This window comes from Exiguobacterium sp. SH0S1, from assembly GCF_004337165.1.
Classification (GTDB): Bacteria; Bacillota; Bacilli; order Exiguobacteriales; family Exiguobacteriaceae; genus Exiguobacterium; species Exiguobacterium aurantiacum_A.
Map to the genome: position 1 here is coordinate 53,303 of NZ_SJVC01000007.1, position 24,975 is coordinate 78,277.

Below are 24,975 nucleotides of genomic sequence, written 5' to 3' on the forward strand. Positions count from 1 at the left end.
TTATAACTCTGGGATTTGTAACGTCTTCGTCAGTGTGTACCATGTTTCATCAAGTATTGATTTTGATGGAATGTATACAATAATTCCATCACGGCCGCGCGTTAAATTCACACGATAAGCGTTGCGTTTGATTTGAAACGGATTCTCCACATTTTTTTGGAAGTGTTGACCACGCCACTCACCATCTTTTATGTAGAAATCATCATCCCAGTGTAAAATAGCGAAGTCTAGTTCAAGTCCTTGAGATTGGAACTCTGTAATTGCATAATTCAATGTCTTACAGTGATATTCTGAGTCCGGTTTATTATAAAATTGTACGATTTTTGATGGCTTTTCATAGCGTAAGCTCCATGGCAGAACAGGTACTTGTTTTTGATAGTCCCGTCCACTTGCATAGACCACTCCTGCTGTTTTGAAATCGTCTGTATACAAGTTATTTATCATGGATATGGCTTTATCTAAATCGCGGGTTATGCGCAGGTGGAAGTGTGAAGCATCTAGTTCCTGAGTAAATGTTAAGGCCTCTAAGAAGTTTCCTTCAATGAGATTGGAGACGAAGTTCGAATAATTTAATGCTGTATGCGATCGCAAAGACGTGTTCAAATGAAGATTGTCCTCTTTAGAAATATGCGTAGCATGCTGGAATAATGAAGCGGGATCTTTATAGTGGACGATCACATTCTTATCTTTAACTGCTTGATTCCACAAAGGAAGTCCACCTTCTTCTCCAGAGTATATCTCTTGTCCTTCTCCAACGAGTCCGATTGTCACACTCCAACGTTTATTCTGCGTAGCGATGTTCATAATAATATCCGGCTCACTTAACTGTCGTCTGCCAACTGCTGTTCTCTCTAGGGATGCGTCTACTTTATTCGCATCCCACGCACGCTGTGCTTCATCAAAAATAATGATATGTTCATGCGGGGTACGTTCGTGTTTCAAGTACTCCATCTTGTAGTTATAAAGACTTTGTACAAACGTCTCATTTTGGAGTGTATCTTGTAATACTTCTACTAATGGGCCGTTCCCCGTCAGATACACAGCATTATCAAATTCATGAGCTACTAACATCCCTAAGTAAGTCTTACCTGCACCAGGCACGCCGGTTACTAAAACGAGATGATGCTCATGGTACGTTTGTGCATGGTGAATAATGCTTTGTATTGTTTCATGAACACTTTCAAAATTTGAACTGTGGAGAGCTCGGACACGCGGTAGCTCTTCATTCTTCATAATTGAACGAGCGGCTTCTAAGACAGATGGTGAGGGTTGGTATTGACCTGAGAGAAAGTCACTTACACTTAAAACAGGGTGATGATTTTCTTTGATTGCTTTTTGAATCACTCGAGCTAATCCAATAGGTGAAGCGATGAAAATATTGTGACTCGGATCGCGTGTCACGCGATCACTTGTGTCACCTGTAAGTAATAAAATTCCTGAAACGTTTGCTTCGTGCGCTAACACTTCAGAGTGGTAGTTTGCAAGGTCACGCACATACAGTGACGTTTGAATGAACTCTGCCTGGGATACTGCATTGTAACTTTTGCATTCGATGACAATTAAATGATTTTCGATTAACAGTATGATGTCTGGCCGTCGCCCACCTCCCCGAATTAACTGATACTCAAAAATGAGTGAAGCATTCACATGAGGAAAAGTAGAAAACAGCTTTTGTAATTTATGAAATGAATCGGTCCACGCTTTAATCTGACTTGTTGATGCATCATGGGTCGTTCGTTGTAACGACTGAAGAAATGAGTCTAGTGAAACTTCTAAAAATTCTTGTATCGATCCGGACCAACCATAGTTCATGCTTTTCACTCCTATACTGATGAATAATAAAGTTAAAGAAATATCTAAAAGAGGGGCACAAATATGCAACAGCAATTTGACATTTTAAAAGAGCTATCACTGTATCGAGCACCGCATGAGATGCATCTATACTTTAATTATGTTATTGAATCCTTGAAAAAAGATAGAGAGGCTCTAAAGTTAGCTCGCTTTGGCACTGGAATCTTTAAAAAGTTTAACGAAGAGTTTGTGCCTGCATATCTATTTTCATTATCGCCTCATTGTCATCCTGCATCAAAAGTAAAACTTATTTTAGGAAAGCAAGGATATGACTTTGTAGTTAAGCATTCGAGCGGGTATGAAGAAAAGTTTGAAATTAGCGCGTTTCAAGAAGGTCAGAGAAATATGGAAATCGCAAAAGGATTAAATGAAGTGGGATATAGTCATTCTCGGTTAACGGATTATTCTGGATTGAAGCGACGAGCGGAGCACTATATGTACGAAACAAAACAAAATATGTTGAACAAAGCGAAAAAGGATTACAGAGGTGTATCCTTGCTATTTAGCATCAGTACGTTTCAATTTTTTGATGTGCTCGAAAAAGAAGCTGAATTATCAGTTGAGCGTTTGATTCATTTTATAGAAAGCACTCCTTTTCAAGCCAAAGCAGTGTATTTAATTATTGATAATGGGCATGATATGACGGAGACTGCATCAAAAATTTTAAAAGTGAAATGAATACATTAGTTGGCTCTACACATCTCAAGAAATCATCAAGAAGTTTACAGACATTTATAAAAATGGGTAAAGCATTTTTTCGATAGTATAATAAAAGAAAAAATTTACATTTTTACGGGGTGTCTATTTGAGTAATACAGTAAGATACAAATCTTTTAAACAATTTCAAACCACGCAAAAACAACTTGCTGTTGCATATCATAATATTGGTAAGCATCGTGCTGCGGAGTCACTTCTCCAGTGTAGCGACGTCATATTGCATAGTCACTGTGGAGAACATGAGGATCAATCTAAAGTAAGAATTCAGTACTGTAAGAATCGCTTTTGTCCGACATGTACAGTTCATCGATCTCATGTCCTTGGGCAAGAATTGCGTCTAGTGGTAGATGATCTGCACGACAAAGGTGTAAAGCAAGCAAATTGGATATTTTTAACGTTAACGATTCGAAATTGTGAAGTTAGCGAGTTAGCTGGAGAGATCGATAATATGATGAGAAGTTGGCAACGTTTTTCTCAGCGGAAATCATTTAGAACTGCAGTGAAAGGTTGGTTCCGTGCTTTTGAACTTACATATAACAAAGAAGAGCAGACATATCATCCACATTTTCATGTTTTGATTAATACAAATGCGTCTTACTTTTCAGGTAAGTACTATATATCCCAAAAGGAATGGCAGCGGTTATGGAAAGAAAGCTTGAATGTTGACTATGATCCTATTGTTGATGTACGTCGCGTGAAATCGAAAACACAACAGAGTTCTAAAGGGCTAGTGGGGGCTATTCTAGAAGTATGTAAGTACCCTATGAAAGTGAATGATTTATCCAGCATTTTGAGACAAGGTGACTTTCAAGTGTATGAAGAAGCCCTATTTAAACGGAGAATCATTGCATTCGGAGGGAACTTAAAGCAGACGCTGAAAAATGTACGGGCTAACAAAACTCTACATGACGACACATGTGAAGTTTGCGGTAATACGATGCAGAAAGATGTCTATGTATGGTCTACAGAAACTCAGAACTATCAGAGTTGTTCATAACGTATCGAGTGAAGGATGGGATTGCCCTATGTACAGGGGATCTCATCCTCTTTTTGTATGCCTTGATCCGGCTACCGCCGGCGAGAAGTGAATAAAGAGCTTGCGACCCGACAGTCCTTGCTGCGGCTACTGCCGCCGGTGAACTTTATGAGATCAATATATGTTTTAAGACTTTTCGTTAAAAACATACGTTGATCGTTAAGATTACTTCTTAGCGCGGTTACCACCGCCGAGAATTGAATTTAAAAACCATACCCTTGTCTTTTGAAAGGAGACACTTCTATGAACACTTTACCTGTCCAATCTATCCGTATGATCGAGCCCATCCATTCTGCTTTAGAAAATCATCACAACGTACCTGTTGTTATGATTTCACGTCGGCGATTTGAAAGTGGTATTCAAAACTCGAATCGTCATCTGACATACCATCAATTTATTCATCGTATGTTACCGAATCAAGAACGTTATGCGGGAGACTACATGAATGAGGCCATCTCGTCTGTATATCCTCGAGAAGCGACTATTTCTGCAGCTCATTTTGCGAATTTATTCCGCTCACACTTGAACGGAAATACCGAAATTTTACGTCACTTTGATTCTCACACAGTGGCAGAGTTCGTGCAGAAGTATAAAACTGCTTTGCGTCAAAAAACAGAAGTTTCTGCACCGATCGATTTCGAAGACTTTTTTGTCATGGGAGCACAGTATTTATCTCGATCAACGTCTCGCGTCTCTTCCCGGGTTCTCTTCATTCCGGATTATGAGATTTTACTAGAGCGCCCTGAACTTAATCGCAACGCAATTCAATTCATTGAATCCTTGATCAAATGGTGCGTTGCTCATAATCGACCAGTTTACACACTGCACGGAAACACTGTTCAATGCCATCGACACGCAGGAAGAGTAGTCTATGATGTCAATAACTTTGTCTAAACATGCAGTGAAACGATTTCGCGAGCGAATCGGTGCTGATTTTTCATCACACTCTATGGAGCAGTTCATCAGTCGGGAATTGGCAGGCGCTGATATCTCATATTCTAAGTCCGATAAAGATTACTATATTCTCCGAGATATTACTTATGTCGTATCTCGGAGAAGGGTGGTGACGTTGTTCATGAACAAACAACGATAAATTGTACTGATAAATATTCAATATCTCGCTTAACACCGACTCTTGATGGTTATGATTGGATCAGAGTTACGTCTTATTTATCGAGTGAAGGATGGGATTGCCCTATGTACAGGGGATCTCATCCTCTTTTTGTATGCCTTGATCCGGCTACCGCCGGCGAGAAGTGAATAAAGAGCTTGCGACCCGACAGTCCTTGCTGCGGCTACTGCCGCCGGTGAACTTTATGAGATCAATATATGTTTTAAGACTTTTCGTTAAAAACATACGTTGATCGTTAAGATTACTTCTTAGCGCGGTTACCACCGCCGAGAATTGAATTTAAAAACCATACCCTTGTCTTTTGAAAGGAGACACTTCTATGAACACTTTACCTGTCCAATCTATCCGTATGATCGAGCCCATCCATTCTGCTTTAGAAAATCATCACAACGTACCTGTTGTTATGATTTCACGTCGGCGATTTGAAAGTGGTATTCAAAACTCGAATCGTCATCTGACATACCATCAATTTATTCATCGTATGTTACCGAATCAAGAACGTTATGCGGGAGACTACATGAATGAGGCCATCTCGTCTGTATATCCTCGAGAAGCGACTATTTCTGCAGCTCATTTTGCGAATTTATTCCGCTCACACTTGAACGGAAATACCGAAATTTTACGTCACTTTGATTCTCACACAGTGGCAGAGTTCGTGCAGAAGTATAAAACTGCTTTGCGTCAAAAAACAGAAGTTTCTGCACCGATCGATTTCGAAGACTTTTTTGTCATGGGAGCACAGTATTTATCTCGATCAACGTCTCGCGTCTCTTCCCGGGTTCTCTTCATTCCGGATTATGAGATTTTACTAGAGCGCCCTGAACTTAATCGCAACGCAATTCAATTCATTGAATCCTTGATCAAATGGTGCGTTGCTCATAATCGACCAGTTTACACACTGCACGGAAACACTGTTCAATGCCATCGACACGCAGGAAGAGTAGTCTATGATGTCAATAACTTTGTCTAAACATGCAGTGAAACGATTTCGCGAGCGAATCGGTGCTGATTTTTCATCACACTCTATGGAGCAGTTCATCAGTCGGGAATTGGCAGGCGCTGATATCTCATATTCTAAGTCCGATAAAGATTACTATATTCTCCGAGATATTACTTATGTCGTATCTCGGAGAAGGGTGGTGACGTTGTTCATGAACAAACAACGATAAATTGTACTGATAAATATTCAATATCTCGCTTAACACCGACTCTTGATGGTTATGATTGGATCAGAGTTACGTCTTATTTATAAATATAGAATGCAAGCGCTGGAGCTAAACCGAAAATCACGATAAAATTCGTTTAAAAAGAAGCTGGTAATTCGAAAGTAGGTTTCCAACGTATTCCGCCTGACAAAGACACACTTAAGTTATACATCACTTGTATATACTTAATGCGTGCGTCAGTGGAAGCACCAGTTTGGTTAAGTAAAGTTTCGCGTAATGGGTGGTGACTTTCGATGAAAAATTCATTTCTTCGATAAAGCCGTTCCAAATATTCCAGTGAAGGAATGCGTGCAAATTTGCCATTCTCTCCTCGGTTACAGCTTTGGCATGCTAATACTAAGTTCCAAACGCCATTCAAATTCTCTTCAAATTCGGTGCCTAAAGTATGAGGAATGAAGTGATCAACATCAGCTAAACTCAGGTCACCTGATTGAATACTAATATCACGGAAACAGTAAAAACATTTTCCTTTTTGATAACCATTTAGAGCGTCCCTAGAAGAAGTAATATTGATTCGTTTATGTCGATCCGTTTCTTGGATAAAGAACTGCTCCTTAATGGTATCGTGTTTAACATTTAATAGAGAAGGAGCGATATTTAGGCTCCACGCTGTTTCAACTAATCGCCATCTAGCTTCCACTTCGAGTGAGAAATTCTCGGATTGTACAGATTGTAAGATCTTATACAGATCATCAGTTAAAACAATTCCTTTTGTTTTCCCATGTTTTTGTACCTCGAAAAAGGAAACCGGAAGCGTTCCGTTGCTAACATTATGAAATGCGTCTAATACATTCACGAATCCTAGTTTTTTAGTAGCATCTATTAGTTGCTCATGGGATACATTTCCTGCGTTATATCCTCGACAAATGTCTAAAAATTTACTTGAAGAAGAGGTAGCTTGTCTATCACTTATTTTTAAGTGTTCACATACATGATGAGCGAATGGAATAGATACATCTTCAAGAGAAATAAATGTATTCGTGTGATGTTGATTTAACTCTAAAAGAGATTTTGCCATGGCGAATTTATAAGAGGCAACATTTCGTCCAAAAAGAATGATTGAGCGGAAATAAGATTCTAAAGAGGGATGAAATTCCGTAAAAGTATTCATTAGTCACGCTCCTGAAATTTATGTTATGAGATTTTGTATGTAAGCATAAATATATTCTCAAGTAAAATCTTCCTTCATTTTAGAAAGTATTTTTCTATAGACTATAGTAGCGATTTAAATCTCGGTTAATAACCTCTGAGCGATTATGAATAAATGGAGATGGAGCATAGAGAAAGTCAGGATTTGTACGTTTAGTTATTTCAGAAAATTACTCCTTTATTAGAGTTTTTTAATCTAATGCCTTGAGTTTGCATTTTTTATATTCTTATTACTCATCTATTTAAACCTTTAAAATATAGTTATAATAGGAATATAGCAATATTAACCTCATTTTACAGTAAATAAAGGAGAGGATACCATGATGGAATATTCAGCAGGCTTCACTAGTGAAGCTTGGTTTCAACAAGAATTACAAACAGTGTTAGAATATAAACAGAAGGGCTATTCTCGTCAGGAAATACTTTATGAAATTATGGAACATAACTTGTTTCAAATGAGAAATGAATCAGGTATCCGGCGCCGCTTTCAAATGGTATATCGTCGTGCTGAAACTTTTACTCCAGCATTGGTTAAATATTTTTTAAATAGTTCACGCTTAGATCAAAAAGCGCTCACTTTATATAGTTTTTTAAAAGCATATCGTTATGCTTATGAATTCTTCCAAGAAGTAGTGGTTTTCAAATATCAAGAAGGGAAACCTTCACTTCAAACAACCGATTTAGCTCACTTTTTAGAACTTAAAGAGGAACAATCTGAAAAAGTAAGAGATTGGCGACCAGATACAAAAAAACGCATTGCCAGTGCAATTCTTTTATTTTTACGTGAAAGTGATTTATTAGAACAACAAAATAGTTTTTATACTATTCGTCCATTGTATATGAGTCAATCCTTAAAACAATATGCAGAACAACACGATTTATTACTCTACTTACTAAGTAACTTAAAGGCAGGGGATGGGCATGGCCACTTTTGATCGGTTACAAAAAATGGAAAAGCGAATTAACGAAGAAGGGTTCACTACTCCAACTGGTATAGGAAGTGAAATCCCTCATTACGTTTTTGACTATCCGCCTGAAGATGAATTAATTGTTCGTACATATACTGAAAATTTATTAAAGCGTACTTCACTAAATGTTAAAGAAATTAATCTATTTCATTTTTTGCTCAGTATGTTCGAAGATGATTTAGAAGAATTGATTGCTCTTGCAGAAGAAGAAGGATTTGGGGAATTGACCCACGCTCTACAAACGGTATTAGAAGATCAAAATTTAGTAGTTGATACATTTATGGAACAAGCTGAAGATGCAGAACTTATTTTTATTACTGGAGTTGGGACAGTGCATCCTTTTTTACGTTCAAGTCAAGTTTTAAAAAAACTATCAAATCATGCATTTCGTACAACGATTATTTTATTTTATCCAGGTTACTTTACAGGATTGGATCTGCGCTTGTTTAGTATTTTCCAAAATGAAGACGAATACCAATTGGCGCGTATTTCATAAAAGATAGGAGGCTCATAAGATGATTATTCAAGACATATTCAAAAAATCCATTACTCGTCCCATTAATGGGGTGGTCCAAGCTGGTCAATTAGACGAAGCAACGATCCAAAATGAAATGGAAGAATACGTAGTAACAGCAGAAATTGCTGATAGTTTACAGACTTTTTATCAAAATTATATAAAAGCTTATAAAACACCAACAAAAGATGTGGGTGTATGGGTGTCAGGATTCTTTGGTTCAGGTAAATCTCACTTCTTAAAAATTTTATCTTATCTGTTAGATGGAAAAGTTATAGACGGCCAAAAACCATACGAATATTTTACGGACAAAATGCAAAATGAACAGTTGTTACAAAATATGATGGTGATTAATGAAAAAAAATCGGATGCGTTATTATTCAATGTCGGTTCAGAATCGGGTGCAAACTCTGCCCGTTCTAATAAAGAAAGTGTAATTGAAATTATGCTTCGTATTTTCAATAATCATTTGGGTTATTCGAAAACTTTATGGGTAGCAAATTTTGAGCGTCATTTAGATGAAGAAGGGCATTTTGAGCAATTTAAACAAAAAATCTCTGAGTTGTATGATGAATCATGGGAATCTTTTCGTAATAAAGTGGTGACACGTCGAAAAAAAATTATTATTGCATTAATGGAACTTGGCTATGATGAGGAATCTGCCAGCTTTATTTTTGAAATCACTAAAAAAGAGTTTGCGATATCAGCTAAAGAATTAGGTGAACTGGTTGCGGTGTATTGTAAAAAACAAGGGCCAGATTATCGTTTAGTCTTTTTAATTGATGAAGTTGGTCAATACATAGGCACTGACAATAACTTAATGCTCGATTTACAAAATGCAGTAGAAGAAATCGGAGCTGCTGCAATGGGGCAAGCTTGGGTGGTTGTCACTTCGCAAGAAAAAATCACAGCAGTTGCGAACATTTCAAGTACAAATGACTTTTCAAAAATCCAAGGTCGCTTTGCAACACGTATTAACTTATCGAGTTCAAATACAGACGTAGTAATAAAACGTCGACTTTTAGAAAAAACAGAAACAGCTGAAAAAACTTTACAGGCAACTTTTGAGCCTAGTGAACAATTAATCAAAAATCGTTTGGCATTTGACTCTAATACAACACAATTACGTTCTGGTTATCGTTCCGTAGAGGAGTTTACTGCGTTTTATCCGTTTATTCCTTATCAAATCGATTTGCTGCAAAGAGTGTTAGAAAAAATAAATATCCATGGTGAGGGCGGGACCTCCACTTCACGTGGAGAACGCTCATTATTGAAAGCATTTCAAGAGGCAGCGATTTTAAATGGGCAAGAAAAGATTGGAAATCTTGTAACGATGGCGGAGTTTTTCCCTTCTATCCGTCACTTTTTAGAGTCAACCATCACACAAACGATTTCAAGCGCTGAAAATCGTGCGAAAAATCATGAAGGGCTGCTTGCTCAAGACATAGATGTTTTAAAAGTCTTGTATTTAATTAAGGGAATTGACCACGTTAAAGCAACGCCAAATAATGTTGCGACACTTTTATTAGAAGCAATTGACTCAGACCAAACCGATTTGCCAATCAAAGAATCGTTAAATCGTTTGGAACAAGCGATGTTTATTGAAAAGCACGCGGATGGCACATATTCTTTCCTCTCCGATGAAGAACAGGAAATTAATAAAGAGATTCGTAATGTCGAAGTTAATGTTAGCAAAATCAAAGAGCAAATTGGCGACTTGTTTTTTACGAAAATGTATCCGAAAGCGAAATTTGACTATCGAAAAGACACGCCACCGTTTGATTTTAACAAACGTTTTGATAGCTACTCAAAAGGAAATATGTCACATGCGCTAACGTTACAAGTATATTCAGGATCGATTTCTCGTACAGAGGCACAATTACAAGCAGTAGAAGGGCAAATGGTCATCTATTTAAGTGAAGAACTCATTGCAGAAGCTGAAGAAGCAATTCGTTATTCAGAACAAGTACGTCGCTACGTAAACTTAAAACGAAATAACAGCACAACCACCGCACAGCACCGAATATACGATGCAAAATTAATGTCAACGGAAGAATTTGAACAGAAGGCTGAAGAGCTGGTAAAAAAAGCATGCGAGCAAGCGACTTTCTATATTCAAATGCAAGAGCGTATATTTAGAGGCAATTTTGATGTGCAAATGACTCAAGCTTTTACAATGTTGATTCAAAATACGTATAAGTATTTAGAATACATCGATACGCCGATTGCTTTTAAGGCAGCGAAAGATGAATGGAAACATCTTGTTGAAAAAGGAATTGACAACGATTTATTAGATGAAACGGGTAACCGAAAAGCGTTTGAAGAAGTTTTACGCTATTTAGAAGAAGTGATTCGTTTACATCAAAAACCATCATTAAAAGAAGTTGTTGAAAAATATGGAAGTGTTCCTTATGGTTGGAGCGAATACGATACGATAGGTTTAGTGTTAGCATTATTGCATGCTGGAAAATTGCATTTAACAGTCGCAGATGAACGGCTATTGCCAACTACAGTGAACTTTTACGATAAATTAGGTAAGCTAGCTGAACGGGATAAAATCCGCATTATTCCAGAAATCGAAGTAGATCCGAAAATTCGTCGAGAATTTACGGGTATTTTCCGCGAATTTTTTGGCCGGTTAGAAGTAGGCGATTCTTATCAAGAGTTTGCTACCGCTATTACAGATGCGTTAACAGAACGATTTATACAACCACTTACTAGCATTAAACAAAAACGTGAAGCCAATCGTCATTCGAATTATCCTTACCCCGGAGAACGGGAAATTAATGCACTTTCCATGGATATTCATCAATTATTGCAAATTCGTAATCCAGAGCAATTAGTCCGTGAGTTTACTAATATTGAGGATGATTTGGAAGAATGGACAGATACAATTGATCAACTGGTAGGCTTTTATTTAAAATCACCAATCGAACGTTTCGATGAAGCTGTGCAATCATTATCGCAGAATCAAGCTGATTTACAATATATGCAGTCAGAAACAGTTAATATTGTAAAAAAACAAATGACTGACATTTTAACAAAAGCTGAACCGTACCGTGATATACCACAACTTCCCGTTTTGAGTGAAAAACTTCAACAAGCGATTCAAACAGAAGTGACAGAACAAAAACAAGCGATTCTTGTGCAAATAGAACAGTTTGAAGAACGTGTGATTGGGTTGAGAGACTTCTATCATTCACTAGTTCCTGTACTTGAGGTTATTCAACAGTTTGATGCACAGTTTAAACTATTAAAAGAACAGATTATACAGGGAGAAAGCATTGTAGCTGTCCGTATAAAGCTTGATCAATTACGTTCGTTAACGGATCGTATCGAACAGCTTGCAAAGAAAAAGGAACAGGATATTCTAAACAAACCTGCTGTTCCGACAATGATTGAACCTGACCCGGATATTGATACACCGCTCTCTCCACCACAAGTTATTCATGAGAAACAAACAAAATATATTTCACCGATACAATTAGCTAGTATGATTACACATAAAAGAATTACTACACAACAAGATTTAGACGATGCAATCCAGGAACTACGCCTCGCTTTATTGAAAGAGTTAAAAAACAACACATTAGAAATTAACTAATTATTAGGGAAGTGAGGATATCCTTGCTTCCCATATTTTAAAAGGAGCAATAATTATGAACAAAACAGAGTTAAAAAACTTTGCAGTGAATGCACGCCGGGAACTCTTAAAACAAGTTAGCTTGCGTGCTAATTTGTTTGGAATTACTGAAAAAACAGTTTTAACTATAGAAGAACAATTTGGTCAATTAATAATTAATGGTACTTCATATCCTAAATATATGAAATCGGCTTTTCGTTCTCTGCAAAAACAATTGGAATCAAAAGGTTACGAGCAAGTATTAGAAGAGGTAGCTTACACATGGTTCAACCGTATTATTGCAATTCGCTATATGGAAGTTCATGATTATTTACCTGAGAGAGTAAATGTATTGTCAAGTAGTACAGGGCGTGTAGATCCAGATATTTTGACAGAATATGAATCTATGGAATTATCAGTTGATAAAACTAGAGTTAATGAATTACTAATGAATGGGAATACTGAAATAGCGTTTCGAATGCTATTTATTGCCCAATGTAATGCTTTAAACGAAGTCTTGCCTTTTATGTTCGAAAAAATTCAAGATTATACGGAATTGTTATTACCAGATTACTTATTAGATAAAGAGTCTATTATTAATGTGTTAGTAAAAAATGAGGAATTGAATGAAAGTTTTAATGAAATTGAGGTTATTGGATGGCTGTATCAATATTATATAGCAGAGGAAAAAGACCGTGTATTTAAACAAAAGGCAAAGTATAAAAAAGAAGAAATTCCATACGCTACTCAGCTATTCACACCCAAGTGGATTGTCCAATATATGGTTCAAAACTCACTCTGTCGTTATTGGACAGAAGCCCATCCAGAACATGAAGACATGATAGAAAACTGGGATTATTTCTTAAAACATGAAGAAAAAGATTTTAAAGATAAAATTGCTCCCTATATTAATAAAGAATTGAAAGTTGAGGAAATTAAATGTTTTGACCCTGCAATGGGGAGTGGGCATATATTGGTATATATGTTTGATGTTTTACACGAAATTTATACAAAATGCGGTTATCCAGACCGTGAAATTCCAAGCCTCATTTTAGAAAATAATTTATATGGATTAGACATCGATGACCGGGCATATCAATTAGCCAGCTTCTCTCTTGTAATGAAAGCTATGCAATATAACAAACGTTTCTTAAAAAACGTTCAACGAAAAAACAATAAATTAAATTTAGCTTCAATTCAGGAAACAAATGCTATATCTGATGAGGTTATAGCTTATATTGCTGGTAATACACAAGGGGAGAATTTTAAGCGAGTAAAAGCTTTTATTGAACAATTTCATAATGCCAAAACATACGGCTCCTTGATTAATATTAGTGAACGAGAAATTTCCTATTTAGAAAAACGATTAGAAAATCTCAAAACAGTTCCTAACCATGATTTGTTCCAAGTAGATAATCATGAGATAGCAATTGGAATCTTACCAAGCCTAATTGACCAAACAAAAATTATGCGTAATGAATACGATATTGTAATTATGAATCCACCGTATATGAGTGATAGTTCAATGAATAAAGAGCTATATGCTTTCATTAAAGAAAAATATCCAAATTCAAAGGCTGATTTATTTGCAGCTTTTATGCAAATTGATCATTACTTTAAAGATAATAGCTTCTATGCAGCCATCAATCAGCATGCATGGATGTTCCTATCAAGTTTTGAAGAACTTCGTAAAGAGATCTTAGATCACAAATACATTGACTCAATGCTTCATCTAGGGGCGAAAGCTTTTGAAGATATTAATGGAGAAGTTGTACAAAATACAACTTTTATTTTAAGAAATTATAGAGTAGCTGAAAAACCTGGAATTTTTATAAGAGCTGTCGACGATAAGAGTCCACAAGAAAAAAAAGACCGCTTAGCTATGATTGCTTCTAGGTTAGAGAATACTAATATGTACATGTTTAAACAAACAGACTTTCAAAAAATACCAGGAAGTCCTATAGCGTATTGGGTAACACCTAAAATACAGGAAATTTTCTTAAAGAATGATAGTTTAGGAGAAATCGCAAAGCCACGTCAAGGTATGAAAACTTTAAACAATGATTACTTTATAAAAAATTGGTATGAAGTAGACTATTGCAAAATTTATTTTAATGCAGACAGCATAATAGATGCTAAAGAATCAAAGAAAAAATGGTTTCCATTAAATCATGGTGGAGAATATAGAAAACATTATGGAAACAATGAATCTATAGTAAATTGGGAAAATGATGGATATGAGATGAAAGCCCTAGCTATAGAGAAATATAAATCAGTTACTCGTACTATAACAAATATTCAATTTTATTTTAAAGAAGGATTGACATGGACTGCTATCTCAAGCGGTGGATTGAGCTTTAGAAGTTTTTCGAAAGGCTATTTATTTTCCAATGCTGGTTTTTCGATATTTGATATAAAAAATAAAGAATATCTTAGTGGTCTTTTAAATTCAATTGTAACGAAGAGTTTTTTGCAAATATTATCTCCGACATTAAATTATAATGTAAGGGATATAGCAAATATCCCAGTAATTTTTCCGGATCAAAAAACTATTGAGAAAGTTCAAAAAAAAGTAAATGAATGTATCAATATTTCATTTAAGGATTGGAACGATTATGAGAAGTCCTGGGATTTTAGAAAGCATCCTTTTTTAGATTCAGAACATAAACGTTTGAAAGATGTGTTCTATGAATGGGAGATATTAAAAAATGAGCAATTCTATACTTTAAAAACACTTGAAGAAGAATTAAATGAGAAATTTATTGAAATTTATGAGTTAGAAAATGAATTAGAAGCGAAAGTCGATGATAAAGGAATTAAAATTAACAAAGCTGAAAAATCAATGGACGTTCCTTCGTTCTTGTCTTATTTCATAGGATGTCTAGTAGGTCGTTATAGCTTAGATGTAGAAGGAGTAGTATATGCTGGTGGCAAGTGGGATGATTCTAAATATACATCATTTATACCAAATAAATATGGGCTTATTCAGTTTACAGATGTAAAGTATTTTGAAAATGATATCATTGGGCGCCTTCGTGAATTTTTAGCAATAGCATTTAGTGAAGATACAATAGATGAAAACATACATTGGTTGGCGGATTCTCTAGTGATGAAGATAGGTGAAGATCCAGAAACTCGTTTGCGCCGTTTCTTTACTGACGAATTTTACACGTACCATTGCAAAATTTATCAAAAGCGGCCAATATATTGGCTGGTGGATTCTGGGAAACAGAAAGGCTTACGTACTTTATTTTATATGCATCGATATCAGTCAGATACAATGGCAACGATTCGTTTCGAACATTTGCAAGAAACTCAAGTGAAATATAACCATGAAATCGATGCTATTGATATGCGCCTAGTGAATCCTAATTTAAGTGCTACTGAAAAGCGAAATTTGGATAAGCAAAAAACAGTTTTTAAAAAACGCTTAGAAGAGTTGCTAGAATTTGATAAGAAACTTGCTGAATACGCTAATGCACAAATTCCGATTGATTTGGATAATGGTGTCGTGGCAAATTATTCGATGTTTGATGGAGTTCTAAGAAAAATAAAATAACTATTTATTGATACGATAACTTGAAAAGTGATTTCCAATAAAATTCATAACCAGCTGCATAGTTGCAGCTGGTTATTTTTATGGCCAAAAGTTGGATGTTCATTGATATAATGAACTAATGAGAAATAAATGAGGTGAATGAATGGACACCATAGAATTGTTAAGAGAAAGAATTGTAGAAGAAAAACAGAGGAAAACACGTGCTATTGTATTTTGGTATGATGAATCAGCACAAGAAAATATTTCGAATTTAAAGCAAGTTTTTGTTGAAGATGCGATTCAAATACGTGAACTAACAAAAAATAACTTTTTTTCATTGAAAATTGAAATTGAAATGGAACAGAAAGAAAAGTCCTTTTTATTATATGCACCCTTTGCTAAACCTGCTGATGAAGAAAACTTCCTAATAGATATCCTACTATATGGTGCTGAGTTTAAAGCAGATAAGATTGCTATTTTAGCAGAGCAATTGCATGTGAACGATGCAATTTTACGTCCGATTGTTCAGAAGTATACCAATTTTTTTAACAGTAATGAACGACGGGAGAAGTTATATAAAGTATTGCAGCCTAATGCGAGTGAGCGTGATTTAGAATACGGCATGTTAGCGGTATTAACAAATGCTCCAATTGCGAATATAGACGCTATTGCTCGTCAGTTACTTATTGAAGGTATTGATGAAAGAAATGATTTATACAAACGCATCGATAAGTATTTCAGTAAAGAGCGGATGTGGATACTTTTCGAAGAATATTTCGGAATGGGTTCAGGCGCTGCTAAACATTCGTTGCATTACTTATTAGAACTTTTATTGTTTGCGCATTTCCAACGACATGCTTTGTTTGAAAACACTGATCTTGCTCGGAAGTATGCAACAACAAGAGGTAACGCATGTGCATTATTTGTTGATGATTGGTTTCGCTCAAAAGAGCAAGACATTGTTATACTTGAAAGCTATATAAAAGAAAGTGAACAATTATTCCAAATTCGAGATGTACTCCAACAAAAACCAGTTGAGCAATTTGATCAAGTATCAACTTTCCCTATTATTGATGTACTTTTAGTAGAAAAACTTTCTGCAGAATTATTACATCAAACATCGGATTTGACTGCATGGAAGGAGCGTATTGAGAAACGTCGACAAATGCATTGGACAAAACGAAGTCAAGAGATGACAAGCCTCTATAACGTGTTATATGAAGCAGTACGATTAACAGAGTATAAAACATTCCTAAAACAGTATGATACAAGGCAAGAGCTATATGTTCAGTACACAAGTAAATTATATTTGATCGATCAGGCGTATCGTCGTTTTATGGCGTCCTATATAAAGTTAGAACATCGAGGAGATGTAGAGCCATTAGTTGAGTTATTAACGAATTGGTATGAAAATACTTATCTTCGTAAAATAGCAGAAGAAACGAATTATTTGCTAGATAATGAGTCGGAAATTACGGTGCAGAAACAAAGTCACTTCTTTAAAAAAAATATTCAACCTATCCTTGAAAAAGAGTCTACCAGAGTTTTTGTCATTATTTCTGATGCGCTCCGCTATGAAATAGGTGCAGAATTAACAGATCAGTTTAATGCACGAGCTAACGGGGAAGCTTCTATTTCACCAATGCTCGCTAGTTTACCAACATATACGCAGTTGGGGATGGCTTCACTGCTGCCTCATCAACAGCTTTCAATTGCAGAAAATAAGACAGTTCTTGCCGATGGATTGCCAACGAATGGCTTAGCAAATCGGATGAAAATATTACAAAAAGCTAATGAAAATGCAGTCGCTTATCGATTAGATGATTTTATGGAATGGTCTCGACAAGAAGTTGAGGAACAGTTAAAAGGGAAACGCCTTGTTTATTTATATCATGATGTCATTGATGCAACAGGGGATTCAAAAAAATCTGAGCGTGCAACCTACGAAGCCGCTGATAGAGCTATAGACGCTTTACAACGAGCAATAGATCGATTATCACGCCTCCAAGCAAAACGTATTTTTGTAACCGCAGATCATGGCTTCTTATTCCAATATCCGAAGATTGAAGCTGACGTGAAAATTAGTGCTGTACAAGGAGATATTTTAGACTCTAATCGACGTTTTGCAATTGGTTCGAATTTGATAGTGCCAGCCGGAGCGGTGAAATTACAAGAATCATATACGTCACTAGCAGAAAGAGATGTAGTGATTGCTAAGGGAGTCAATCGCTTCATTGGTGGTGGTGGTTTACAGTTTGTTCATGGGGGGGCAATGCCACAAGAAATTATTGTTCCACTCATAGATTATCGTCGTACAAGCCAAGCGGATCTAGTCGATGTTACTGTCGCGATACCAAAGCGTGTCATTACAAGTTTCCGCATACAAGTACCCTTCTATCAAGAACAGAGTACTTCACCGAGCTATTTACCTCGAACTGTAAAAGCGGCGTTTTATATCAATGAGCAACGTATATCAGACGAGATAAACTTTACAATGAACTTGGTAGGGGAGAATCATGAAAGACGAGAAACCTTTACGTTTAACCTGGCTGAAAAATATTATCCAGCAGGTCAAGTATGCACATTGCGCTTAACGACAATAGAAGAGAATAAAACCATTTTTTATAACGAAACACCATTCACAATCCATATGTACAATGCGCTGTACTAGTCTAAAGCCTGCTTATAATTGAGCAGGCTTTTAGTAAAGGAGGTTCTTCTCATGTTAAAAGTAGGGAAAATTATTAAAGGCCCCTTTTGGCCAGAAATCGTTGAAATTAAACACTTTGAGTTAATTGACGAGGATCTTTATATTGTCGAAGCAATTGGACGTAATACAAATAAATTTTATTCGCAATATTTAGATGCAGCTCAGCTCGCACAATTGGAAAATATTACAGAAGAGAAGGCGAGCTTAAAAGCAGCACGTCTTCAACACTACTTACAATATTACATATTAAAAACGGAAGAAAAGTATTCGAGATCTCGCGCTAGAGGAAATAATAAAGTCATTCCATTGCCACACCAGATTGAAGCTGTATATAGCCGCATGCTGCAGTCCCCACAAGTACGTTATTTACTAGCTGATGATCCGGGTGCTGGAAAAACTATTATGTCAGGAATGCTAATTCGAGAGTTACTAGCTCGACAAGCGGCGAACCGAATTTTAATTCTTGTACCTCCGATTGTTTTGAAGCAATGGCAAGAGGAAATGAAGGAAAAATTCGGTGAGAACTTTACGATTGTAAATCGCAATCTTTTAAATAGTTCTAGTGATAACAATCCTTTTGAAAACCATGACAAAATTATTGCTTCAGTTTATTGGGCTATGCGAGAAGATGTGAAATCGCATATTTTGAAGGCCCAATTTGACTTAGTGATTGTAGATGAGGCACATAAAATGGCTGCTTACACTCATGGTGTTAAGAAACGTAAAGTTAATCGCACAAAAATGTTCCAGTTAGGCGAGAGCTTATTGCGCCACACAGAGCATTGCTTACTATTAACTGCTACACCACATAAAGGTGATAAAGAGAACTTTCGTCATTTAATGAGTTTAGTTGATCATGACATTTTTTCTCGCTTGAATGCTGGGGAATCTTTACATGAAAAAAGTAACCCTTTTGTCATACGCCGTTTAAAAGAATCGATGGTCAATTTCGACGGGACACCACTTTTTCCGAAGCGAACTACAAAAACTCTGGGCTTCGATTTAAGTAGCGGTGAAAAAGAATTATATGAAGAAGTAACAGCCTATGCTCGTGAACATTTTAATCGGGCAAGACAAAATAATAAACCAAATGTAGCTTTTGCGATGATGATTTTACAGCGTCGTTTAAGTTCTTCACTTTATGCCATTCATTTGTCATTAATACGGCGTAAAGACAAGTTAAAGGCGTTGCTAGCTGCTGAAATTTCTCCTAAAGCTATTGAAGTCACTGATTATGATGAATTATCGATTGATGAACAAGAAGAGATTGAATCAATTTTTGAAGGAGAAACAGAGTTAATTGACCTTGAAGAGCTTCAGGTTGAAATAAGTATTTTAAATGATTTAATTCAAAAGGCTTCCTATTTGCGTATGCAAGACAACGAACGAAAATATATCGAGCTGGAGAACACATTGTTTGGTCCGGATGGTTTGTTGGAAAAAGGTGAAAAGATTTTAATTTTCACAGAATCTAAAGACACATTGTATTACTTAGAAGAGAAATTGTTACAGCATGTCGATTCGCTAGCTAAAATTGTTGGCAACTTTTCGATGGATCAGCGTCGCAGCGAAGTGGAACGTTTCCGCAATGAAGTGCAAATTATGATAGCAACGGATGCTGGTGGAGAGTCGATAAACCTTCAATTTTGTAATCAAATGATTAACTATGATATTCCTTGGAATCCAAATCGTTTAGAGCAACGAATGGGACGTATTCATCGAATTGGACAGAAAAACGAAGTCTTCATATTCAATTTGGTAGCGACCAATACTCGTGAAGGCGATGTATTAAAGCGCTTATTAGAAAAAATGGAGCAAATGCGAACTGATTTAGGACAAGATATGGTTTATGACTTTATAGGTGAAGTTTTAGAAGAGAAGGGTATTGACTTATCTAGCTTAATGGAAGAAGCCATTAGCGGACGCGAAAGTTTAGACGACTTAATTGCTCTAATGGAAAAAACACTGTCGGATGAACATAAGCGGTTGTTAGAGTTGGCTAAGCAAGAACGATTAGATGAAAATAGCTTTGATCTGCCTGGGGCAAGAAGAGCTTATCAAGAAATTTCACTTAGCAGCTTACCTGAACGCGTTTACGGAGAGTTTGTTGTAGAGCAATTTGAAGATACACGAATAAAAATTCATTTATCAAATGATAATGCTGTCGGACGTATAGATCGTTTACCTAAAAATATTCGTGAATTAGTGAAGCGGCGTAAGTTGAATTTACGTTCGGATGAATCTATCCGATTCGCTTTGAAGAAAACGAGTACTTCTGAAGAAGTATCACTTGTTCAAAACGACCATGCCATTTTCAAGCTTGCAATGGAATTGGGAAGTCAAGAAATCCAACAAGTATCTTTGCCACTTTGTCGCGTGAAAACAGCAGTAAGTGAGCAAATGACAATTGAACTGAACCAAGTGAGTATTGTAGATGGCACCGGACGAGAGCTTGACCAAGAGTTAATGCTACTTGGTAAACGGTCATCGAAAGAATGGATACAAATAGATCCCTATTTATTATTCAATCAACCATTTGAAATTATGGCTACGGATGGAATAGAAAATGAAACTTTCAAGCGAGAATCGATTTTACAAGCACGCCGCATTTTACAATCTGTACAGATGAAACGTGATGATTATTTAAACCGCAAAAGTAGCTATTTACGTAGATCTTTCGATGAACAAATGCAAATATTGCAAGAGCGTTTAAATAACTATCGTGGTAAGAATCCTGATAACAAAAATAGCGCTTTAATCAATCAAACCATCACACAAATCGAGGATTTAGAAGAACGTAGTAATGAACGGCTTGAAGATATTGAACGTGAACGAAGCATTCAATTGCAGCCTTTAAAACGCATTGCACAGTTGCAATTAGAACCTACATATAAGGGGAAGTGTCGCTACATTCCACATGATGTTTTTGAAACCGTGAAGCAATATGAATATACACAGGGACGTTTAAATATCCGTGCTAAAAAAGCATATGGATTAATCGATTTTACAAGCGAAGAAACAAATGGTGAGACACGGTTCATTATTTGTACACCTTCACTGGAACAAATGGCAGAATTTATTCAGTATAGAGACTATGAGTCTTTAAATGGAGGTGTTTATGTATATGTAATTAACGATGGAGAACTAGTTGAGGAAGCTCTACTGGAGCAGTTAGTAGGTGCAGGAAAATAATCTAGTAACTGTTTCAGAGTGGAAAAATCATAACTATTTTAAAGTCTAAAAGTTCTGTGGAGCAGTCGAGGAGGAATGTTCTATAAAAGAAATTCTAGCTTTTATTTTACTTTCAAGTTTGTTAGCAGGGTGTGTGGATTCAGAATTCCAATCGAAACAAATGGATACTTTCAATGAAATAGAAACATATTAAGGAAAAATGATGAAAAAATATCATTCAGTGAAGTGAAAACGATAGAGGATTTCGTCGGTAGTTATAATAAGGTCATAGGCTCTTTATTAGAAGAGTCGGGAACTGGCGATGAAGATACGGACGGTACACCGGACTCCTCAGAAATAGAGTTCTACGGGGACAATGCCGCGAGATTCTATGACGTCGACTCAAGCTATATCGACAAGCTACTCGGTACCTGTTCGGCCAATAATGCCGACGTTCGTTCTAAGATTGAGAAGACGCTTCAGAAGTTGAACAAGTCTGAGGTCGTTAAAGAAGTATACCGATCGATTTTAAATACGATTGATAGTGGAGAAATCGAAGAAGATGATATCTTCGCGTGCCTATGAAAAAACCATTCATGATTTTGCTGAGACTTGGTTTGTGGAAGAGCGAGAACTATATGCCTCGGCTGTTCAATACAACATCGGTGGCATCATCAATAGTAAAGACTTCGCAGGTTATAAGGAAGCAAATCCCGAAGCTTTATCATTAAAGTATGTTCCGGCGATGAAACGAGAATGGCGAGCTACATTAGATGAAACTGTCATCCCGATCAGTCAAGAACTAAGATAAAGCAGAAATAGCCACGAAACGGATTTGATTTGTTTCCTGGCTATTTTTTAAATCTTGTCCTATAAATCGTGATTGACTTGGGACTTAGTCAAGGGGGTTTATAATTCATGAAATCTGTACAACTAATCAAAGTATTCATTGCTTCGCCCGGGGATGTGAGTGCACAGCGTGATGAGGTGGAAAGGCTAATTTGGAATTGGAACAATGAACACACAGATGTGACGAATGTCGTCTTGATGCCAATTCGTTGGGAGAACAATTCTATAGCCTCCTATGCTATTGATAAGGATGGTCAGGCTGTCATCAATGAGCAAATTCTCAAATCAAGTGATATTTTGATAGCGATATTTGGAAATCGAATTGGTGCTAGAACAAGTGATTATGAATCAGGAACGATTGAGGAAATAAATGTTTTTCATGATTATCATTCAAGAGGTGTAGGTATTTTCTTTTTAGATATTGATACACCGGAACATTTAATTGAAGAACGTCTTCGCGTTATAGATTATAAAAATAGCCTCATCGAGAATCGTCAGGGGTTATATGCTACTTATAGTCCGCAAAGAATTCAATACTTCCTCACTAAACAAGTACATGAACTAATGGATGCTTCCGTTGATAATATAAGAAGAGAATCTGATGATGAAAAAGAAAGTTCTTTTCAAAATATTTTTGATGATCTGGCATTTGATCATGATGAGCAACTCTTTTTTATATTTACTGTAGAAAAAGAACTTCGGAATTTTGGGGCTAGATGGATGGCAAAAGAAACTTCGAAAGTTGTTGAAGAATGGGAACAGCAACATAACTTACAGAATTATTTAAGTACTCGCTATGAGTCTGTATTGATAAAACTCGAACAACGAAAAATTTTGAGTATTACTGAATATACAGGGCCAGGTAATCCAAGGCTCTACACTATAAGTAATAATGATTATTTAAACTTGAAAAAAATAATACGCGACAATCCTGATTCGGTACAGCAATTGAAATCTCATTTTATAATTCAAAGCGATCCAATTGTATTGGATCCAGATTTACCATTTTGACTTTTCGTAACAGCGTATTATAAAGTTGCGCAAACGTTAAGAACAAGAACTTACGCTATCTTTTGTTCTTGTTCTTTTCAATTTGTAAAGTTGAGGAACGACACTACGTTTCGTGACGTAGACTTCGAACAACCGCCAGGGCGTTAGTCCATCGATTGTTCCACGTGAATAATCGCCTCGAATGGCACCTGGATGACGCCGTCCCGCTGATTGGCCAGTTCGACGGTCCGCTCCATGTAGTTCGTCCGGTGGACAAACCCCTTGAATCGTTTCATCTCCCGCTCCTCTACATACCTCAACTCGACCATATCCCCGCTGAAGATTGCGTCATTCAGCACATTTTCATAGACCGATAGAACCTGTTCGTCGATATCGGGCATCTCAATCTTTTGGATTTTCTTATAGTACTTCGTCAGCAACGCTTTGTGCTCGGGCATGAGGAACGGGATCCATTTCAGCTCACCCCGATCGCGATACATCATCATAAAAATTCCCCCTTCAATAAAATGCGAACTTTTGTTCTTATTTCATACCCGGTTTATCTCGTTTGAACAGCCTTTTTCGTGATTGGTTGATCCGTGCGTCCTGTTTCCGTACTCTAGCTCGCTGGTCGTCGGTGCAAGGGACGTCAAAAAAAATGACGCGCCCTCCGGTCCGTCTTCCTCCGCTTTAGGCTCAAAGCGAGGCTTTTCGCGCGTTGGCTACGGAAGCCTGGACCTCCGTTTGCTCTACGCATTTTTTTGAGGCTCTCCCTGCGGTCGCCCTTGCACCGTCTCCCGACGCTCGCTGCGAATCCGTCAACAGGACGCACAACGGTGTTCGTTCTGAGGACAGCTTATCCGAAAGGGGACAAACAATCATGGAACTATCCGCCGTCATCGAGGTCATCCGTATCAAGCAAGAGGTTCGCGAGGAAATGGTCGCCCTCGAACACGCCATCATCCATTCGCCGGACAGTGCCAGACAAATCGGGTCATCGTTCATCGGGGACGATGACCGCGAGGTGTTTCTCGTCATCATGCTGAGCACGAAAAATCGGGTCATCGGCGTCCACCGGGCGCACGTCGGGAGCGTCAACTCGAGCGTCGTCCACCCACGGGAAGTCTTCAAGTGCGCCATCTTGAACAACGCCTCGTGTCTCATCGTCTGTCATCAGCATCCGAGCGGGGACCCGACCCCAAGCCGGGAGGACATCCTCGTCTCCGAACGGTTACATGAAGCGGGCGACCTCATCGGAATTCCGGTGCTCGACCATCTTATTCTCGGTGCGGACGAGTCGTACGTCAGCATGAAACAGCGAGGTTACATGGGCTGAATTGAATGAGTTGGAATGGAGTGGGGCCGGGGGACCGGTTCCGGTCCGTCCGATAAGGGCAAGGACGAAAAACGTGCGTTTTTCTTTGACGAGACGGGCGACTCGCGTTGCTCTCGCCTGGATCCATAGAGCTGGATCCCGGAAAGGGTCCGTTTTCGCATAATGA

Annotated in this window: 17 protein-coding genes; 14 read left to right on the forward strand and 3 right to left on the reverse strand. The window is 37.3% G+C overall.

Translation table 11 applies throughout. From position 1 onward, the window contains the following. Complete coding sequence (locus EVJ20_RS13570) at positions 1-1,812, reverse strand: DNA/RNA helicase domain-containing protein (protein WP_131508608.1); 1,812 nt, start codon at positions 1,810-1,812, stop codon at positions 1-3. A gap of 63 nt (positions 1,813-1,875) precedes the next feature. Between EVJ20_RS13570 and EVJ20_RS13575 the strand changes: the two genes are divergently transcribed. The 4 genes from EVJ20_RS13575 to EVJ20_RS13590 all read left to right on the forward strand — a co-directional run bounded on the left by EVJ20_RS13575 (position 1,876) and on the right by EVJ20_RS13590 (position 5,706). Further along, positions 1,876-2,529, forward strand: coding sequence for a hypothetical protein (locus tag EVJ20_RS13575; protein ID WP_131508610.1), 654 nt, complete (start codon positions 1,876-1,878; stop codon positions 2,527-2,529). A gap of 127 nt (positions 2,530-2,656) precedes the next feature. Continuing rightward, positions 2,657-3,565, forward strand: a complete 909-nt coding sequence (locus EVJ20_RS13580; protein WP_131508612.1) for a protein rep — start codon at positions 2,657-2,659, stop codon at positions 3,563-3,565. A 282-nt stretch (positions 3,566-3,847) separates the two neighbouring features. Then, complete coding sequence (locus tag EVJ20_RS13585) at positions 3,848-4,498, forward strand: hypothetical protein (RefSeq protein WP_131508614.1); 651 nt, start codon at positions 3,848-3,850, stop codon at positions 4,496-4,498. Between the two features lie 557 nt (positions 4,499-5,055). Further along, positions 5,056-5,706, forward strand: coding sequence for a hypothetical protein (locus EVJ20_RS13590; RefSeq protein WP_131508614.1), 651 nt, complete (start codon positions 5,056-5,058; stop codon positions 5,704-5,706). Between the two features lie 332 nt (positions 5,707-6,038). On the opposite strand, the gene EVJ20_RS13595 is transcribed toward EVJ20_RS13590, so the two are convergent. Continuing rightward, complete coding sequence (locus EVJ20_RS13595; protein WP_131508616.1) at positions 6,039-7,073, reverse strand: HNH endonuclease domain-containing protein; 1,035 nt, start codon at positions 7,071-7,073, stop codon at positions 6,039-6,041. Positions 7,074-7,431: 358 nt separating this feature from the next. On the opposite strand from EVJ20_RS13595, the gene EVJ20_RS13600 reads away from it, so the two are divergent. The 9 genes from EVJ20_RS13600 (at position 7,432) to EVJ20_RS15265 (ending at position 23,494) form a co-directional block, all read left to right on the forward strand. Next, on the forward strand, positions 7,432-8,046 hold the full coding sequence (locus tag EVJ20_RS13600; protein WP_131508617.1) for a DUF1819 family protein: 615 nt from the start codon (positions 7,432-7,434) through the stop codon (positions 8,044-8,046). Then, on the forward strand, positions 8,033-8,575 hold the full coding sequence (locus EVJ20_RS13605; protein WP_131508619.1) for a BREX protein BrxB domain-containing protein: 543 nt from the start codon (positions 8,033-8,035) through the stop codon (positions 8,573-8,575). The genes EVJ20_RS13600 and EVJ20_RS13605 overlap by 14 nt, the downstream gene beginning before the upstream one ends. Before the next feature lie 19 nt (positions 8,576-8,594). Next, entirely contained in the window at positions 8,595-12,197 is a 3,603-nt protein-coding gene (gene brxC / locus EVJ20_RS13610) for a BREX system P-loop protein BrxC (protein WP_131508621.1), read from the forward strand. Between the two features lie 55 nt (positions 12,198-12,252). Next, a complete protein-coding gene (gene pglX / locus EVJ20_RS13615) occupies positions 12,253-15,774 on the forward strand; it encodes a BREX-1 system adenine-specific DNA-methyltransferase PglX (RefSeq protein ID WP_131508623.1) in 3,522 nt (1,173 codons plus the stop codon). A gap of 142 nt (positions 15,775-15,916) precedes the next feature. Continuing rightward, on the forward strand, positions 15,917-18,424 hold the full coding sequence (gene pglZ, locus EVJ20_RS13620; protein WP_131508625.1) for a BREX-1 system phosphatase PglZ type A: 2,508 nt from the start codon (positions 15,917-15,919) through the stop codon (positions 18,422-18,424). Positions 18,425-18,475: 51 nt separating this feature from the next. Further along, the gene (locus EVJ20_RS13625) at positions 18,476-21,655 is read left to right on the forward strand and encodes a DEAD/DEAH box helicase (protein ID WP_131508627.1); all 3,180 of its coding nucleotides are present in this window, start codon (positions 18,476-18,478) and stop codon (positions 21,653-21,655) included. A gap of 225 nt (positions 21,656-21,880) precedes the next feature. Beyond that, the gene (locus EVJ20_RS15310) at positions 21,881-22,219 is read left to right on the forward strand and encodes a type I restriction endonuclease subunit R, EcoR124 family (RefSeq protein ID WP_236636450.1); all 339 of its coding nucleotides are present in this window, start codon (positions 21,881-21,883) and stop codon (positions 22,217-22,219) included. Then, positions 22,197-22,445 (forward strand): hypothetical protein, encoded by a 249-nt coding sequence (locus EVJ20_RS15315; protein WP_236636453.1) that lies wholly within the window; start codon positions 22,197-22,199, stop codon positions 22,443-22,445. Before EVJ20_RS15310 ends, EVJ20_RS15315 begins: the two co-directional genes overlap by 23 nt. A 107-nt stretch (positions 22,446-22,552) precedes the next feature. After that, positions 22,553-23,494 carry a DUF4062 domain-containing protein gene (locus tag EVJ20_RS15265; RefSeq protein ID WP_131508629.1) on the forward strand — a complete coding sequence of 314 codons (942 nt, stop codon included), beginning with the start codon at positions 22,553-22,555 and terminating at the stop codon, positions 23,492-23,494. A gap of 143 nt (positions 23,495-23,637) precedes the next feature. Here EVJ20_RS15265 and EVJ20_RS13640 read toward each other — a convergent pair whose 3' ends face one another. Further along, a complete protein-coding gene (locus EVJ20_RS13640; protein ID WP_131508631.1) occupies positions 23,638-23,979 on the reverse strand; it encodes a YolD-like family protein in 342 nt (113 codons plus the stop codon). A gap of 374 nt (positions 23,980-24,353) precedes the next feature. Here EVJ20_RS13640 and EVJ20_RS13645 point away from each other — a divergent pair, with 374 nt between their 5' ends. Continuing rightward, positions 24,354-24,809 (forward strand): JAB domain-containing protein, encoded by a 456-nt coding sequence (locus EVJ20_RS13645; RefSeq protein WP_131508633.1) that lies wholly within the window; start codon positions 24,354-24,356, stop codon positions 24,807-24,809. The last annotated feature ends 166 nt before the right edge of the window (positions 24,810-24,975 follow it).

Excerpts from the sequence above, each read along its gene's own strand:
- EVJ20_RS13570 (WP_131508608.1), bottom strand. The coding sequence starts at position 1,812 with ATGAACTATGGTTGGTCCGGATCGATACAAGAATTTTTAGAAGTTTCA.
- EVJ20_RS13575 (WP_131508610.1), top strand. The coding sequence starts at position 1,876 with ATGCAACAGCAATTTGACATTTTAAAAGAGCTATCACTGTATCGAGCA.
- EVJ20_RS13585 (WP_131508614.1), top strand. The coding sequence starts at position 3,848 with ATGAACACTTTACCTGTCCAATCTATCCGTATGATCGAGCCCATCCAT.
- EVJ20_RS13590 (WP_131508614.1), top strand. The coding sequence starts at position 5,056 with ATGAACACTTTACCTGTCCAATCTATCCGTATGATCGAGCCCATCCAT.
- EVJ20_RS13595 (WP_131508616.1), bottom strand. The coding sequence starts at position 7,073 with ATGAATACTTTTACGGAATTTCATCCCTCTTTAGAATCTTATTTCCGC.
- EVJ20_RS13600 (WP_131508617.1), top strand. The coding sequence starts at position 7,432 with ATGATGGAATATTCAGCAGGCTTCACTAGTGAAGCTTGGTTTCAACAA.
- EVJ20_RS13605 (WP_131508619.1), top strand. The coding sequence starts at position 8,033 with ATGGCCACTTTTGATCGGTTACAAAAAATGGAAAAGCGAATTAACGAA.
- brxC (WP_131508621.1), top strand. The coding sequence starts at position 8,595 with ATGATTATTCAAGACATATTCAAAAAATCCATTACTCGTCCCATTAAT.
- pglX (WP_131508623.1), top strand. The coding sequence starts at position 12,253 with ATGAACAAAACAGAGTTAAAAAACTTTGCAGTGAATGCACGCCGGGAA.
- pglZ (WP_131508625.1), top strand. The coding sequence starts at position 15,917 with ATGGACACCATAGAATTGTTAAGAGAAAGAATTGTAGAAGAAAAACAG.
- EVJ20_RS13625 (WP_131508627.1), top strand. The coding sequence starts at position 18,476 with ATGTTAAAAGTAGGGAAAATTATTAAAGGCCCCTTTTGGCCAGAAATC.
- EVJ20_RS15315 (WP_236636453.1), top strand. The coding sequence starts at position 22,197 with ATGATATCTTCGCGTGCCTATGAAAAAACCATTCATGATTTTGCTGAG.
- EVJ20_RS15265 (WP_131508629.1), top strand. The coding sequence starts at position 22,553 with ATGAAATCTGTACAACTAATCAAAGTATTCATTGCTTCGCCCGGGGAT.
- EVJ20_RS13640 (WP_131508631.1), bottom strand. The coding sequence starts at position 23,979 with ATGATGATGTATCGCGATCGGGGTGAGCTGAAATGGATCCCGTTCCTC.
- EVJ20_RS13645 (WP_131508633.1), top strand. The coding sequence starts at position 24,354 with ATGGAACTATCCGCCGTCATCGAGGTCATCCGTATCAAGCAAGAGGTT.